Source organism: Allobosea sp. GW823-FHT01F03, from assembly GCF_058798075.1.
The window spans coordinates 1,816,584-1,831,056 of the sequence record NZ_CM179505.1; the positions used below are offsets into that span (position 1 = coordinate 1,816,584).

12 protein-coding genes are annotated in these 14,473 nt (G+C 65.0%); 6 read left to right on the forward strand and 6 right to left on the reverse strand.

The window, feature by feature from the left end; genetic code table 11:
* Positions 1–47 precede the first annotated feature (47 nt).
* From AC3RCC_RS08475 to AC3RCC_RS08485, 3 genes are read left to right on the forward strand one after another with little or no spacing between them, the layout of a single operon-like run.
* On the forward strand, positions 48–1,706 hold the full coding sequence (locus AC3RCC_RS08475; RefSeq protein ID WP_492258154.1) for a glycosyltransferase: 1,659 nt from the start codon (positions 48–50) through the stop codon (positions 1,704–1,706).
* Between the two features lie 34 nt (positions 1,707–1,740).
* Complete coding sequence (locus tag AC3RCC_RS08480; RefSeq protein WP_492258155.1) at positions 1,741–2,229, forward strand: hypothetical protein; 489 nt, start codon at positions 1,741–1,743, stop codon at positions 2,227–2,229.
* Between the two features lie 16 nt (positions 2,230–2,245).
* Positions 2,246–3,238, forward strand: coding sequence for a methyltransferase domain-containing protein (locus AC3RCC_RS08485; protein WP_492258156.1), 993 nt, complete (start codon positions 2,246–2,248; stop codon positions 3,236–3,238).
* A 42-nt stretch (positions 3,239–3,280) separates the two neighbouring features.
* Here AC3RCC_RS08485 and asnB read toward each other — a convergent pair whose 3' ends face one another.
* Positions 3,281–5,134, reverse strand: coding sequence for an asparagine synthase (glutamine-hydrolyzing) (gene asnB, locus AC3RCC_RS08490; protein ID WP_492258157.1), 1,854 nt, complete (start codon positions 5,132–5,134; stop codon positions 3,281–3,283).
* Between the two features lie 184 nt (positions 5,135–5,318).
* Here asnB and AC3RCC_RS08495 point away from each other — a divergent pair, with 184 nt between their 5' ends.
* From AC3RCC_RS08495 to AC3RCC_RS08505, 3 genes are all read left to right on the forward strand, one after another.
* Positions 5,319–7,208, forward strand: a complete 1,890-nt coding sequence (locus AC3RCC_RS08495; RefSeq protein ID WP_492258158.1) for a glycosyltransferase family protein — start codon at positions 5,319–5,321, stop codon at positions 7,206–7,208.
* The gene (locus AC3RCC_RS08500; RefSeq protein WP_492258159.1) at positions 7,205–8,122 is read left to right on the forward strand and encodes an NAD-dependent epimerase/dehydratase family protein; all 918 of its coding nucleotides are present in this window, start codon (positions 7,205–7,207) and stop codon (positions 8,120–8,122) included. The genes AC3RCC_RS08495 and AC3RCC_RS08500 overlap by 4 nt, the downstream gene beginning before the upstream one ends.
* Positions 8,123–8,395: 273 nt before the next feature.
* On the forward strand, positions 8,396–9,532 hold the full coding sequence (locus tag AC3RCC_RS08505) for a glycosyltransferase family protein (RefSeq protein ID WP_492258160.1): 1,137 nt from the start codon (positions 8,396–8,398) through the stop codon (positions 9,530–9,532).
* A 185-nt stretch (positions 9,533–9,717) separates the two neighbouring features.
* Here the strand turns inward: AC3RCC_RS08505 and AC3RCC_RS08510 are convergent, their stop codons facing one another.
* From AC3RCC_RS08510 to AC3RCC_RS08530, 5 genes are all read right to left on the reverse strand, one after another.
* On the reverse strand, positions 9,718–10,935 hold the full coding sequence (locus tag AC3RCC_RS08510; RefSeq protein WP_492258161.1) for a glycosyltransferase: 1,218 nt from the start codon (positions 10,933–10,935) through the stop codon (positions 9,718–9,720).
* A gap of 134 nt (positions 10,936–11,069) precedes the next feature.
* Positions 11,070–11,654, reverse strand: coding sequence for a hypothetical protein (locus AC3RCC_RS08515; RefSeq protein WP_291640213.1), 585 nt, complete (start codon positions 11,652–11,654; stop codon positions 11,070–11,072).
* 45 nt (positions 11,655–11,699) lie between these two features.
* Positions 11,700–12,347 (reverse strand): C39 family peptidase, encoded by a 648-nt coding sequence (locus tag AC3RCC_RS08520; RefSeq protein WP_291640211.1) that lies wholly within the window; start codon positions 12,345–12,347, stop codon positions 11,700–11,702.
* A gap of 49 nt (positions 12,348–12,396) precedes the next feature.
* Positions 12,397–13,524: a hypothetical protein gene (locus AC3RCC_RS08525; protein ID WP_492258162.1), complete on the reverse strand. Its 1,128-nt coding sequence runs from the start codon at positions 13,522–13,524 to the stop codon at positions 12,397–12,399.
* A 97-nt stretch (positions 13,525–13,621) separates the two neighbouring features.
* On the reverse strand, positions 13,622–13,960 hold the full coding sequence (locus tag AC3RCC_RS08530) for a hypothetical protein (protein WP_492258163.1): 339 nt from the start codon (positions 13,958–13,960) through the stop codon (positions 13,622–13,624).
* Positions 13,961–14,473 lie beyond the last annotated feature (513 nt).

Below are 14,473 nucleotides of genomic sequence, written 5' to 3' on the forward strand. Positions count from 1 at the left end.
GCGATGTTCGTCGCCACCCCAAAGGCTCTAGTATCTTGATGCGACCGTTGCGTATCCTTCATATCGGCAACATCGCCAACAACGCCTATTCAAATGCCAAGCTGCTGCGCGAGCAGGGGCATGAATGCCATGTCGCATTCTATGATTATTACCATTTCGCCTGTTGCTGCGAATGGCAGGAGCTCGACGCCGGCGTCGACCGCTCCCTGATCGGCGATCCGCTGTTTCCCAATTTCTGGCGGCTCGGCGAGCAGTGCCCGACCGTGCCCCGCTGGTTCGCACATGGCCCGCAAAGCCGCGTCATCACCTATCTGCGCCATGTCGTGGCCGGCGAGCGCCGACTCGCGGAGATCGCCTGGGCCTGCCTGCGCTATGCCCGTTTCAAGGTCGTGGTCGGCGGCGACACGCTGGGCGCCCAGCAGCCCTGGAGCGAGGCCCGTTTCCAGGAGGCTGTCGCGCGGACGCCGCTGACGCCGACCGATCGCCGTGAGCTGATGCAGGGGCGCATGTTCGAGCAGTTCGACAGCCTGGTGCGCCAGGGACTGCGCAGGGTCGCCGACGATCAGGCCATTGCCAGCCTGTCGCTGCCGCTCGACCGGGCCTGGCTCGAGGCGATCGGTCAGCTGGACGCAGCCGTGGCCGGCATGCTCGCCGGCCTGCCGGCCGGCCAGGTGCTCTGCGCCGCCGGAATCGAACTCGACGAGGGACGCAGCGCCGATGGCTCATGGCCAGCGAATGCCGCTCCGGGGGACGCCGAAAAATTCTCCGCCCATCTCAAGGGCTGGCGCTGGCTGATGCGGCAATATGATCTCGTCATGGCCTATGGCCCTGACGCCGTCCTGCCTTTCCTCGCCAATGAGGCGCCCTATGTCGCCTATGAGCATGGCACCCTGCGCGACATCCCCTATGAGGACAGCAGCCTCGGCCGCCTGATCGCCGGAGCCTATCCGGGCGCACGAGCCGTCTTCATCACCAACAACGACTATCTCACGCAGAAGCGGCAGCTGCCGATCGAGCCGCAGCGCCTGCACCCGCTGCCCCACGCCTTCGACGAGCGGCCGCTGCGCGCCTTCGCCGAACGGCACGGGCGTCAGCGCTCGCAGATCGTCACCTTCTTCGCGCCCGCCCGACAGGACTGGCTCCCGAAGGTGCCGATCATGATGAAGAACAACCACTTCGTCGTGCATGCCGCGCACGAGCTGAAGCAGCGCGGCATCACCAATTTCCGGACCATCTTCGTCGAATGGGGCGTCGATGTCGCCGCGACCAAGGCCCTGATCGACGAGCTCGATGTCGGCGAGCATTTCGTCTGGGTGCAGCCGCTGCCGAAGCACCAGCTCTGGGAGCATTATCTCGACTGTCACGCCGTCATCGACCAGTTCCTCCTGCCTTCGCTTTCAGGGGTGAGTTTCGAGGCTCTGGCGCTCGGCTGCCGCGTGCTGACGCGCGATGACGGCGTCGCAAACCGCCTCGCCTTCGGCGAGCAGCCGCCCTTCCTGGATGGTCACGACGTCACCAGCGTGACCGAGGCGATGCTGCGCATCATCGAGGATCCCGACGACGAGGCCGGGATCGGCAAGCGCTCATGGGACTGGGTCGACCGCTGCCATTCGGGGCGCCGCATCGTCGAGATCCAGGAGCGGGTTTTCACTACAATCATGGACGAACTCGCCAGCCCGGCCCCGGCACGGAGCGCCGCGAATTGACATCCCGCCGGCCGCACAGCACAAGGCACGCCTCGTGGCCGCGCCCGGCGCCCGGAGCAGAAATCGGAAGGCATTTGCGTTGAAGCCGTCGATCTTGACCTCGCTGCGCCGCTACATCGCCAACATGGTGCTTCAGGATTTCACCGCCGCCACGACGGAGCGGCTTTCGACGCTCGATCAGCGCCTGGCGACGACGGAACGGCGTCTGAACGAGATCCTCGGCGAGGACATGCGGCAATCCGAGCAAACCGGTGCGCAGATGAGCCAGGCCAAGACGCCGCGCCTGCTCGAACAGCGCCTGCGCCTACTCGAGGAGCGTGTGCGCCTGCTCGAGCCGGACAGCGCCAGCGCCGAAGCCATGTCGGCCCCCGACGCGGCCCGCACCAACCTGCTGAACATTCGTCTTGGCGAACTCGAGAGCCGCATCATCACGGTGCTCGAAGGCCCCTATTTCGATCGCATTGCCGAGCATATCCGGTCGGAACGCGCCGAGCGGCGCGACCCTGCCGGCCTGAGCTCGTGACCAGGCGGACACATCCATGACCGACGTCAGATACGAGCTCAGCGCCATCCGCGAGGAGATCGCCCGCCTGTCGAGCCAGGTCGAGCGGCTGCTGCAAGGCGGCACGGACACCGCCAATACGCTCAACATGCTGACCGTGCAGGCCAATGCGCTCAACAGCGGCCAGATCGGCGCGGCGAATGCTCTGAACGGGCTCGAAGTCGCCCTGCACGGCGTCACGCATACGCTGGCCTATCTGCGTGAGATGGCGGAAGCCAGCTCACGCCTGGCCTGGCTGGAACGACGCGGTGCGGCTGCGATGCGGGCCCGCCTGCTGACCGGCGCGCGCGATGAAGGTCCTTCCGTCGTCGCGCCGGCAGCGGCGGACTGGGATGCGCAGATGGCCGAGCTGCGTCGCCGCGCGCCGCGCAATTTCGACGCCTGGCTACGCTGCTTCGAGGCCGGCCGGCGCGAATATGAGAAGCGTCTTCCCGACAGTCTCTCGACCGCAGCCCATGCCTACGCCGCGGATTTCGGCACGTTCATCCAGATTCACGGTCGGGGCAGGATGCTCGATCTCGGTGTCGGCCCGCTGGCGAAGCCGACCTATCTGGACGGCGTCACCGACGACAAGCTGGGCGCGATCGATCCGCTACAGCCCTATGAGCCCCATCCTTTCGCCTTCTCGCTCAGCGCCGCCGAATTCCTGCCCTGGCCCGATCGGAGCTTCGACACGGTGATCTCGGCGACCTCGATCGACCATGTCTATCTGCTCGACGTCACCTTCGACGAGATCAAGCGCGTGCTGACGCCGGGCGGGCGCTTCCTGGTCTGGACCGGGGTATTCGAGAACACCCGTCCCTACGAGCCCTATAGCGCGGCGATGGACCCGCTCGACGCCTACCACCTGTTCCATCCCGGCGAGAACTGGTTCCCCCAGCTCCTCCAACAGCATTTCCGCCTGATCGAGCGCTTCGATATCGCCTCGGTCGGCTACTCCAACAGCTTCCTTGCCTACGAAGTCGGCTGAACTCGGGAGCGAGGCACGCCGCGATAGACCGGCGCCGAGGCCTCAGGCCAGGTTCCAGGTCTCCAGCGCCTGCTCGAGATAGATCAGCGACCAGATCAGCAGGCGGTTGTTGCGGCTGCCACAGAAATGCTCCTGCAGCAGCAGGTTGGTCGTGTCGTAATCGACGAAGTTGTAGATGCGGGCGCGTTTCGTGCCGATGCGCGACTTCACATAGTCGATGCTCTGGCCCTTGAACCAGCCGGCGTCCGGAGCCGAGAAGCCCTGCTTCTCGCGGGCCATCACCTCCGGAGGTACCAGATCGGCGACGGCCTGGCGCAGCAGGCGCTTGCCGTCGCTGCTGCGCCGGATATCGCCGCCATTGCCCGATCCATTCGTGGTCGGTAGGCCGAATTTGTAGCGCAGCGGCAGGCTCGTCGCGAAATCGGCGAGGTCGTTGTCGAGGAAGGGCACGCGGCTTTCCAGCCCGTGCGCCATCGAGACCTTGTCTTCCATGGTCAGCAGGCCGAGCAGGAAAGTGTTGGCCTCATAGGTCAGCACGGCGTTCATCCGGTCTTCGGCGCTGGCATCGGCGGCTGGCCGCTCCATCACGCTCTCGAAGATCTCACGGGCGTCCGGGCCGGTCAGTTCCGACAGCATCGGCGCAAAATAGGTCGCGCGCCCGGCATGCGGGAAGAGACGCTGCCAGTTGGCGAAGGTATTCTCCATCACGGCGTCGCTGTCGGCGCCGAAGGCCGCGAGATAGCGCCAGGGGTAGCCGCCGAAGAGTTCATCGCCTCCGGTGCCGCCGAGCACGACCTTGTTGAACTTCGAAGCGAGCCCGGCAATGTAGAAGTTCGGGTAGCATTGGCCGACCCGGGGCTCCTCGAGATGCCAGACCAGCTTCGGGATAATGCGTTCCATGTCGCCGGCCTTGAGCACCATCTCGTAATGCTCGGTGTGCAAGCGCGCCGACATCATCTCGGCATCGCGCCGTTCGTCGAAATAGACTTCAAGGCCGGAGGCCGACGACAGGTCGAAGCCGCAGGTGAAGGTGCGCAGATGGCCGAGTTCGCCGGCGGCGATCGCCGTGATCGCACCTGAGTCGATGCCTCCCGAGAGATAGGCGCCGAGCTCGACATCCGCGACCAGCTGACGGCTGACGGCCTGCTTGAAGAGATACTCGATCTGCGCGACCGCCTCGGCCTCCGAAGGAGCCACGGCCGGCTCCTGGAAGCGCATCCGATAATAACGTTGCGGCTGCCCGACGCGTCCGTCCCCGGCACGAATCGTCATGAACGAGCCCGGCGGCAGCATGCGCACGCCGGCGAAGAGCGTCCGATCGGTGTGAAAGTTCTGGAAGACCAGATACTCGCTCAGCGCATCCACATCGAGCGCCGTTCGCGCCGTCGGATGAGCGAGGATCGCCTTGACTTCGGACCCGAAGAGCAAGGTCTTGCCGGTCGTCTTCCAATAGAGCGATTTCACGCCGAAACGGTCACGTGCAAGCGTCAGCTCGCGGGTCTGCGAATCCCAGAGCGCGAAGGCGAACATGCCGTTGAGGCGCGGCAGGGCTCCGGCGAGGCCCCATTGCGCGATCGCATGCAGCAACACTTCGGTGTCGCTCGTCGAACGGAAGTTGTGGCCGAGCGCGCGCAGCTGCGCCTTCAGCTCGGCGTAATTATAGATCTCGCCATTATAGGTGATGGTGAAGCGTCCGTCCGGGGTCTGCATCGGTTGGCGACCACCATCGGAGAGGTCGATGATCGCCAGGCGCCGATGGCCGAAGGCGACCGGTCCCTCGACCCAGAAGCCGTCGCCATCCGGGCCGCGATGGGCGATCGCATCGGTCATGCGACGCACCAAGGCGACGGCCGCAGGCTCGCGGTCCAACGTCAGATAGCCTGCAATGCCGCACATCCCGACATTCCTTCAACGGCATGCGGCGCGCCCTCGCGCCGCTGAGGCACCGGGCGGAGCCGGGCTGTTGCGCCGGGTAAGTGCTCAACGAGGCGACGTCAAGGCAGGGACGCGATCGCGCTGGCGCTTGAGAGTGGAGTCCTCTAGAAGTCGCGACGAACCCCAGCAACATGCGGAACGACCCGTGCCGAAACTCAAGGTTCTCCATATCGGCAACGTGGCGAACTACGCATACAATGTGGGCAAGGTTCTGCAGACCGCGGCGGTCGAAAGTCATGCGGTCAACTGGGACTACTATCACATCAACGCCCAGCCCGTCTGGGAAGAGGGCGACTTCGACGCGAGCTCTGTCGGCGACCACTTCTTCCCGGTCCTGCCCGACTCGGAGAAAGCGGGTTTCTCCGCTCCCGGCTGGTATATCAGCGGTCCTCGAACACTCGCCTGCCTCGCGCTGATTGCCACCAATGAAGGCATGTCCCGGCGCGCCAGGCTGTTCCGCTGGCTCAACCAGCGCCATCTGCGGAAGATCGGCGCCTCGGCCTATCGCGAGCGTGACGCGAAGTTCGGCCTGACACGGCTGACCGAAGCCGTCTGCCTGGATCTCGTCGGCGGCTTCGGCCGCAGCAATGCGCTGGGCATGATCGGTCGAGCGGCGTCGCGCTTTCTGGCCAGCCCACCTGCCGTACCGTCGACCGCCTCCAGCGGACTGGTTTCGCGCGTCGTATGGCGCCTGCGCAGCGCCGCGCATCGCCTGGGTTGGCTCGTGCTAGGGGCCTGTCGCCGCCTCTGGGACCGGCTGAAATGGCCGATGCTGAACATGGTGGAGCGCGTGCAGCGCTATGGCCGCCGCATCCTGCGGCGCCTCGGCCTGCTGCCGGCGCCCTCGCTTGTCGCCGAGACCGCGGCCCCGGCTGCAGCGGCCGTCAAAGCCCCCGCGATTGCCCCCCTGGCCTGCGCCACAGCGCAGCCGGCCATGGCGGATGCCTCGCCCGCAATGGAGATGCCGGCATCGCAGGCGGCTTTGCCCAGCGATTTCGACGCGCGCGTCGATGCTCTCATCGCCCGCTATCATGGGCTCTATCCCGATCGCAGCTTCGATCCGCTGCTGCTGCGCCAGTTCAAGAGCGCACTGCCGCTGATGCAGCGGCTGTTCGCTCCCTATGATGTGGTCATCGGCTATGCGCTGGAAGGCATCTGGCCGCTCGTCGCCAATCGGCCCTATGTCGCCTATGAGTTCGGCACGATCCGCAACCTGCCTTTCGAAGACAGCGCCACCGGCAGGCTCGCCTCGCTCGTCTACCATCATTGCGAGCAGACCATCGTCACCAACAGCGACAACCAGGCCCCGGCCGAGCGCCTCGGACAGCCCTATTTCTTCCTGCCGCATATCGTGAACGAAAGCGGGCTGCTCGACGAAGGCGCCGCCGCCGCTTTCCGCGCCGAGCTTCAGGCCCGGCATGGCGGCGATTTCTTCATCTTCCACCCGCCACGGCAGCATTGGGACGAGAGCCGCGACACCAATTGGGACAAGGGCAATGACCACCTGTTCCGGGGCTTCGCCGATCTCGTGCGTTCCGGGGCCGACGGCGCGCGCTGCATCGCGGTCGCCTGGGGACAGACCCTGGAAAAGAGCCGCCAGCTCGTGCAGGAGCTCGGCATCGCCGACAATGTCATCTGGATCGAACCCCAGCCGCACATCGCCATGATGCGCTATATCTGCGCCTGCGACGTCGTCTGCGACCAGTTCACCATTCCGACCTTCGGCGGCATCCCGCCAAAGGCCTTCCACTCCGGCAAGCCCGTGGTGACCGCCTTCGATCCAGCTTTGCACGCCTGGTGCTTCGATGAAATGCCCCCGCTGTTGCCGGCGCGCTCCGCGGAGGCTGTGGCCGAGGCGCTGCGCCGGCTCCATGGCGACGCCGACTTCCGCGCGGAAGTCGGGGCGCGTGGCGCCGACTGGTACCGTCGCTCGAATTCCAACGCACGCGTCCTCGCCGTGCTGGAGCAGAATCTCGTCGGCCTCGTGGCCCCGGCGGCCGCGACGTCTCAACCCATCAGGACCCCTGCAGCATGACATCCCAGCGCATTCTCGTGACCGGCGGCAGCGGCTTCATCGGCCAGGCCCTGACCGGCGACCTTCTCGCCGCCGGCCATGAGGTGACCCAGCTCGGCCGCCAGGCGTCGATCGCCGGCTCGCGCCATGCCAACGCCGATCTTTCCGACCCTGCCTCGCTGCGTTCGGCTCTCGCCGAATTGCGCAAGCAGCCGCGCTTCGACGCGATCATCCACCTCGCCGTGTCGCGGCACCATCGCGAATTCCCGCAGCGCGCCCTCGACATGTTCTATGTCAACACCGCCGCCGCTGCAGAGCTGCTCGACTTCGCCCGCGAGACGGGGGTCGGCCGAGCCGTTTTCGGCTCGACCGGGACCGTCTACAGCTCCACGGTCAGCGCCGAGGATACCGAGCAGCCAGGCAGCCATGAGAGCGAGTTCCGTCGGCCCAGCTCGTATTTCGCGGCCTCGAAACTGTTCGCCGACAGCTTCTGCGATCTCTATCGCGGCTTCCTGCCGATCGCGACCTTGCGCTTCTATGCGCCCTATGGGCCGCATCTCGAGGACCGGATGCTGAGCGATCTCGTCGCGCGCGTGCGATCGGGCCGGCCGCTGTCATTGCCGGCTTCCGGTTCGGGCCTCGCCTTCTCCGCGACCTATGTCGACGATGCGCTCGCGGTCATCAAGGCGGCGATCGCCGAGGGCTGGAACGAAACGGTCAATGTCGCGGCCCCCGGCTATGAGACGATCGAGAGCGCCGGACATCTGATCGGCGATCTCGTGGGTAAGGCCCCCTGTTTCGAGCGCGGCAAGGCCGGCCTGGCGCCCAAGATCGTTCCGGACACGGCGCGGCTCGGCGAATTGATGCCGCAGCATCGGTTTACCGACCTGCGCACCGGTCTGGCCGCGATGATCGCCGCCCAGCAGCACGCCTGACGAGGTCGCCAAGCCGCGCGGGCGACCTTCCGAAACCGGAGGCCGCCCGCCGGCAGGCCGATCATGGGGTCGCCGGGTTTCACCCGGCGTTGCCGCAGATCACCTCGTCAGGACAAAAGCCGTCTCTGCCGCCGCATCGCTGGCGATGGAATTCCGCCGGGTTGGAATGTATAGCTCGAACGCTCTGGAAATCTCATCTCTGCTCTGGTTGGGCGTATCTCGCCGTTGTCCCCCTCAGCTGCCTTGACCGGTCGCCCGCTCCGGATCGTGCATTTGCCGATCGATCTGGGAGGCCATGCATCCGGTCTCGCCGAGGCTCAGCGTCAGCTCGGCCACGAGGCGGAGGCGATCTCGCTGCACTGGTCGCCGCTCGGCTTCAACGGCGACACATGCCTCGAGCCGCCCCCGGGCAGCCGGCATCGCCTGCTGCGCCGCGAGCTCGGGCGCTTCTCGCTGCTTTGGCGAACCCTGCGCGCCGCGGACGTCGTTCACTGTCATTTCGGCCAGACGGCGCTTTCAGTCCGGGCCTTTCCGCTGCGTGAGGCAAATCCGTCGTCGGAGCTGGGAGAGAGCTTGCGCCTCGCCTATGCGCGCCTGCTCTGGCTCAAGGACCTTTCGCTGTGGCGCGCCACGGGCAAGACCCTGGCGATGACCTTCTATGGGGACGATATCCGCTCGATCGAGGCCAGCGTCCGTAGCAATCCCTATTCGCATCTGGCATTGCCCGAGATCGCCGGGCCGCTGCGCCGGCGCAACGAGTTCCGCAGCCGCTATCTCGACGTCGTCGATCGCAATGTTCAGCTGATCTATGCCGTCAATCCCGACCTCCTGCCCGGCCTGCCCCCCCGTGCGCGCTGGCTGGCCTATAGCCACTGCAATCCATCCCGCCAGCTGCCCCGCCCCTGGCCCGGCGAGGCGCGGCCATTGCGCCTGCTGCACATGCCGACCAATCGGGCGGTGAAGGGAACGGCCGCCCTGATCGCCGCGGTCGAGCGCTTGCGCGCCGAGGGGCACGCGCTGCATCTCACCCTGGTCGAGGATCGCCAGAATGCCCAGGCGCTGGCGGAACTCGACAGCCATCACGTGCTGATCGACCAGTTGCGTGTCGGCTGGTATGGCGGCGTCGCGGTCGAAGCGATGATGGCGGGGCGTCCGGTCGTCTGCTACATCCACGAGGCCGATCTGGCACGCACCCCGTCGGCGTTCGCGGCCGAGTTGCCGGTCATGCGTGCCAATCCGGATACGATCGAGGGCGTTCTGCGCGGTCTCCTGGGCCTGTCCGAGGGCCGCTTGCGGGAGATGGGGGAACAGGCGCGTCGCTTCGTCGAAACCTGGCACGACCCGGCGCAGATCGCTGCATCGGTGCTCAACGATTATGCCGGGCTTGCGCGACCACCCGGGAAACCGTGAGGCTATAGCATCGGGCCGAAAAGTGGACTTCACTTTTCGGAAAATTCCGATGCGATAACACTGAGATAGATCACCGTGATCGCGTCCGACCGGACGCGCGGCGATCTAGCCCGGCTCGGCTGAGCCTGCCGATCGCTTGGCTGCTCCCGTGGCGGGCTCCGGTCGGCGCAGCCTTCACGAGGGGCTCACCGAGACCCGGGCAGGTCGCCGGTCTGCCCGCCCATCTCCTCCTCCAGCCCGGCATAGACGGCAACCAGCCTGTTCTGTTCCTGCTCCCAGCAGAACTCCCGGCCCAGGGCCAGAGCCCTGGCGCGCATCGCCGCCAGCGTTTCGGGGGCCAGCGCGCCGAGAGCACCCGCTATCGCCTCCGGCGTGGCAGCCTCGGCCACCAGGCCACAGCCATGTTCCGTCACCAGATCGGCGAGGTCCGTCCCAGCCGCGACCAGCGGCGCCAGGCCCGCCATCAGGTATTCATAGACCTTGTTCGGCATTGCGAAGCGGTTCTGGCCCGTGGCCGGCGAGGCGCAGAAGATTCCGATATGTGATGCAGCCGCGGCGGCAACGACCTGCACATGCGGTACGGCGGGTTCGAACCGGATGCGCTCGCCGAGGCCGAGCCGCGCCACCAACGCCTGCAGCTTTGCAAGATAATGGGTGGAACCATTGCCGCGCAGGGTCAGGCGGTGGCGCGGCAGCAGCGGCATGGCGCAAATCAGGGCCTCGATGCCCCGGCCAGCCTTCAAAATGCCGTGGAAGAGCAGTCGAACCGGCTCGCCGGGCGGCGCGGGAACGACTGCCTGAAACGCCGGTGCGTTGCGGATCACCGAAGGGCGCGTCGGCAGCCCGTAGAGCTGTTGCAGGGTCGTCGCGATGCCTTCGCTGACGGTGATGACCCTGTCGGCATCGCCGATATAGCGCGCTTCGATGGCGCGCGTATGCCGCTGGGCCACGAGGCGCCAGAGCCAGTTGTCCGCGTGCTCCTCGCTCGCCAGTTCGTGGCTGTCATAGACGATCCGCGAGCCGGCCTCGCGCTTCGCGGCTTCGGCCGCGACCAAGGCCTGCCAGTCATTGGCATGGACGATGTCGGGCCGCAGAGCGAGCAACGCCCGCCGGGCCGCCGCATGATACGGCAACAGCAAGTGCAGAAATGCCGCCGAGGCAGGAACGAGGTTCGCAGGAAACTGTGTCGCCGCGATCGCGAGGCGCTGGCCGGCCGGCCCGGGCGGGTCGGGAAGCCGGATCATCCGGATCGGCAGCGCCGGCGGCTCGCCGAAGCCGATCGCCGTAACCTCGTGCCCGCGCGCTGCCAGCGTTTCCAGCGTTCGCAGGACGCGATGGTCCCGCGCGATCGCAGTGTAGGACAGCACTGCTATTCGCAGCGCCGGTTGGGGGCGAGTACGCACGGGTCGGAAGGATCCAGGAGAGTCGACGGTGGAGTATAGCTAAAGCGCCCTAGGCAAGGAACGCTTTTGTCGCGCGCGCAGGCGGCAGGGCTCCGCCGCCGACAGTCAGGCGCCAACCGTCCGGGATCGGATTCTCAGCGCTTGAAACTGATTCCGGACGGCGCGGTGAACATCGAGCGATCGACGCTGCCGCCGCGGATCTGCTGGATCATCTCCGACGGCACCATCTTGCCATTGAGAGGCACCGTCGAGCGCCGGCCGAGGAGAGCGCCATCGCTGCGGCAGGTCACCTCATTGACCACCGTCCAGCTGCCGTCGTCGGTGCGCGTCTCGAGGATGATCCGGCTGTTCGAGCCGCTGCGCTCCTCGCGAGCGCGGATCGAGCCTTCCGGCGTCTTCGGCCTGCCGCCGGCCGCCACCGAACGGCGCATGCCGACCTTCGCCTCCGGGAAGAAGCTCAGCACCTCGCCGCGCGCGACGATGATCACCTCGGTGCGGCCACCGCCATGATCGATCTCCTCCCGCTCCATGTCGCCCATCACATAGACGCGGGACCGGAAGGTATCGCCGCCGATCTTGACCAGCCTGTCGGCCTGATAGGTCGGCTTGCCGTATTTGGCGCATTCGCCGCTCGCCCGGGCTTCGCCGACATACAATCCCGTGGCCATCATTGCGGCGACGGCAACAAGCGCGGGGCGGCTCCTGAGAGTGTCGGACATTGGCTGTTTCCTTCTTCCTAGCCCGGAGGCTACAATTTATCCGGGCTAGATCAAATGCTTGACCGTATTGGGAAGGCGCATTTCGCCGACCCCGCGGAACATGTCCTCGCCGTCGATCCAGGGCCCCGGGCGGTCGAGCGCGGTATTGCGCGGTGGCGGCTTGGACTTGACCCAGATCGCCAGCGCCGCGCCGGTATAGATCCCGTCGAATTCCTCATTCGACAACGTGATCGCCCCCTCGATCGGATCGGACAGAAAGGTCCGCCCGAACTTGCGCGCGCGCAGCACCGTGAAATGCTCGAAGGTTCCCTTGTTGACGTGCACGATGACTGGTCCGTTCAGATCGGACAGGTCATTGGCCGAAACCCGCGCGGCCTGCGCCTCGAAGCCGAGCTGATTGGAAACCCAGATCAGATCCTCGAGCGAGAAACCGCTCTTCTGCAGCGCGTCCCAGCTCTTGCCGGGGTAGCGGGAGCGCAACTTGTCGAGAACCTCGACCTCTGTCGTCGGGCGGCCGAGGTGATGGGTCAGCAATGTCGCGATCGCCGCGCCACCACAGGAGAAATCGAAGGCCTGCCGGACGGTTACGGCATATTTCAGCGAAGCATAGGACTGGACTTCGCGATAGGGACGCTTGCCTTCGGTGCTCAGGCAGCCGCCGGCGAAGCCGGCAAGCACGACGGCCGCGAGCACCGCCAATTTCGGTGATCTCGCCTGACGGGGCTTGGCCGGGCGCAAGGACCTAGAACCTCTTGCGGACCGTGAGCGAAGCGCTGACCTGCGGCGTGTCCTTGCTCAGGCCGATGCCGACCGACGGTTCGATGTAGAAATTGGGCGCCAGTCTCTGGGTCAGGGTCAGGCGACCGACGATCGGTTCGGACTGGGTGTTCTTGGCGCGGGCCCCGTTGACGCGGACGTCGCCCTGATAGGAGCCGATCAAGGCGAAGCCCAGGGTCGAGGTATTGGACATGATGAAGGAGAAGCCGGCATTGTAGTTGAACCGTATCGGCCACTCGACTTCATAGCCCTGATGTGCCGTCGCGAACGAATACTCCGCGCCGAAACCGGCGAACAGGACGACGGGATCATAGGTCTTGACGAACTGCACATTGCCGAAAGCGCCCCATTCGCCGCGTGATTGGCGGCCGAACAGCGGATCGATCGGGTTGTTTCCGGGACGATAGGCCTCGCCGAAATAATAGGGCCTCGCGCCGGTCGGGATGACCGCGCCGATGGTCGCGTTGACGGCCGGCAGATTCGGCGTCTCCTTGCTGACCAGCGCGGTCACCTGGACGAGCGTGTCGCCCATGCTGGCCGCGCGGTTCGCCTCCAGCTCGGTCGGCGAGACCTGCGTATAGCGATAGCTGTAGTAATATGGCAGATTGACGCCGAGCTCGACGCCGTCAAAAATGCCGTAGCGCCCGGAAATGAAGGACGTGAACGCTCGGTCGCTCTGCAGCAGCGACGCGTTCTTGGTATAGCCGATGCCGGCTGCGATCTCGAAGGAGCGCGACGACAATGTCGCGACGTTCTCGCGAACGACGCTGAATTCGGGATTGTCGTTGACCACCTCGGGCTTAGCGACCAGGACATCGCCGGTTTGAGCTGCCGCCGCGCCACCGCCCGGCGCTGTGGCCGCCGCCTGGCGTGCTTCCGGAGCAGTTCTTTTGTTCGATGTTGCGGCACGCTGGGCACTGCTGGCCTTGGCTTCGGCCGCCGCAAGACGGCGTTCCATCTGAAGGAGGCGCTGTTCCAGCTGTTTGATCCGCTCTTCAGCCGTCTGCCCATGAGCGGAGGCCGGTAGGGCTATAGCGACCAGTACTGCCAGGTTGAACGGGCGACCGATCCTTATAGACACCGTCATATGCAAACACCCGACGATACTCTCGTCTCCATGGAGACGCGTTACCCTGGCAAGGAATGGCGGGAAGGACCGTAAAACGTCCCTCCCGCAAGTAAGAAGGCTATCAGCCGTAGTTAACCTTGGCGTAATAAGCACTGTAATAGTACGAGGCCGCCGTGGCGGCATAGCTGTAGGCGGTATAATAGTAGGTGTAGCTCGACGAATAGCCGTTGACGTCGTTCACGAGCGAGATGGCGCCGTAGTAATGGGCGTAGGAGTTATAGAGGTTGGCGTAGTAGGCGTAGTAGATCGAGGTCGATCCCTTTCCAACCACAGCCTTGGCATCGTTCTGGCTCAGCGAAACGGCCTTTGCCTTACCGAAAACCGGGCTCAGCTCGTTTGCGGCAGCCGGCGTCGCGAGGGCCATCGCGATCGCGGCGGGAATAGCGATCTTCTTCAACATTTAAACCTCCACTCGCTGCTAAGCGTGGGGAAACTTGCCCACAACGCTTTTATAGGCGCGCCTTCTGATAAATTGCAACCGATTTCACGCCATAACGCTGCGGCGCACCCTAGATGAAAAAAGCGAGATCAAATTATTTAACTTGCAGAAATTCGCCCGGATATAGGATTGGAGTTTTTAATTCGATGGATATGACGTAGTTATTGATGATTGTTATTTGACGGCGGGATATTAAATGTTCAAAAAATCGAACTATACAAAAACAAGGTAATTAAATTTCTTTGATTTTCATCTAAGTATATCCGCCTCGATGCATGCTGGCCATGCTGGAATTCTTTGAAGAGTACTCCCTGCCCCCTGCGGCCGAGGCGCTGCCCTGCGCTCACCAGACCGTGTCGCAGAAGATTCCCGATGGTTCGCTCGGGGCATGTGAACGTATATTCCGCAACGTCACCTGTTAGGGCGCTTGCATTAAGATCGTCGCCGATACTTCCGGTTGCCTCGTCGCTGGTC

Bases quoted from the DNA above. Each gene is read 5' to 3' on its own strand.
- AC3RCC_RS08515 (WP_291640213.1), bottom strand. From the start codon at position 11,654: ATGTCCGACACTCTCAGGAGCCGCCCCGCGCTTGTTGCCGTCGCCGCA.
- AC3RCC_RS08530 (WP_492258163.1), bottom strand. From the start codon at position 13,960: ATGTTGAAGAAGATCGCTATTCCCGCCGCGATCGCGATGGCCCTCGCG.
- asnB (WP_492258157.1), bottom strand. From the start codon at position 5,134: ATGTGCGGCATTGCAGGCTATCTGACGTTGGACCGCGAGCCTGCGGCC.
- AC3RCC_RS08500 (WP_492258159.1), top strand. From the start codon at position 7,205: ATGACATCCCAGCGCATTCTCGTGACCGGCGGCAGCGGCTTCATCGGC.
- AC3RCC_RS08485 (WP_492258156.1), top strand. From the start codon at position 2,246: ATGACCGACGTCAGATACGAGCTCAGCGCCATCCGCGAGGAGATCGCC.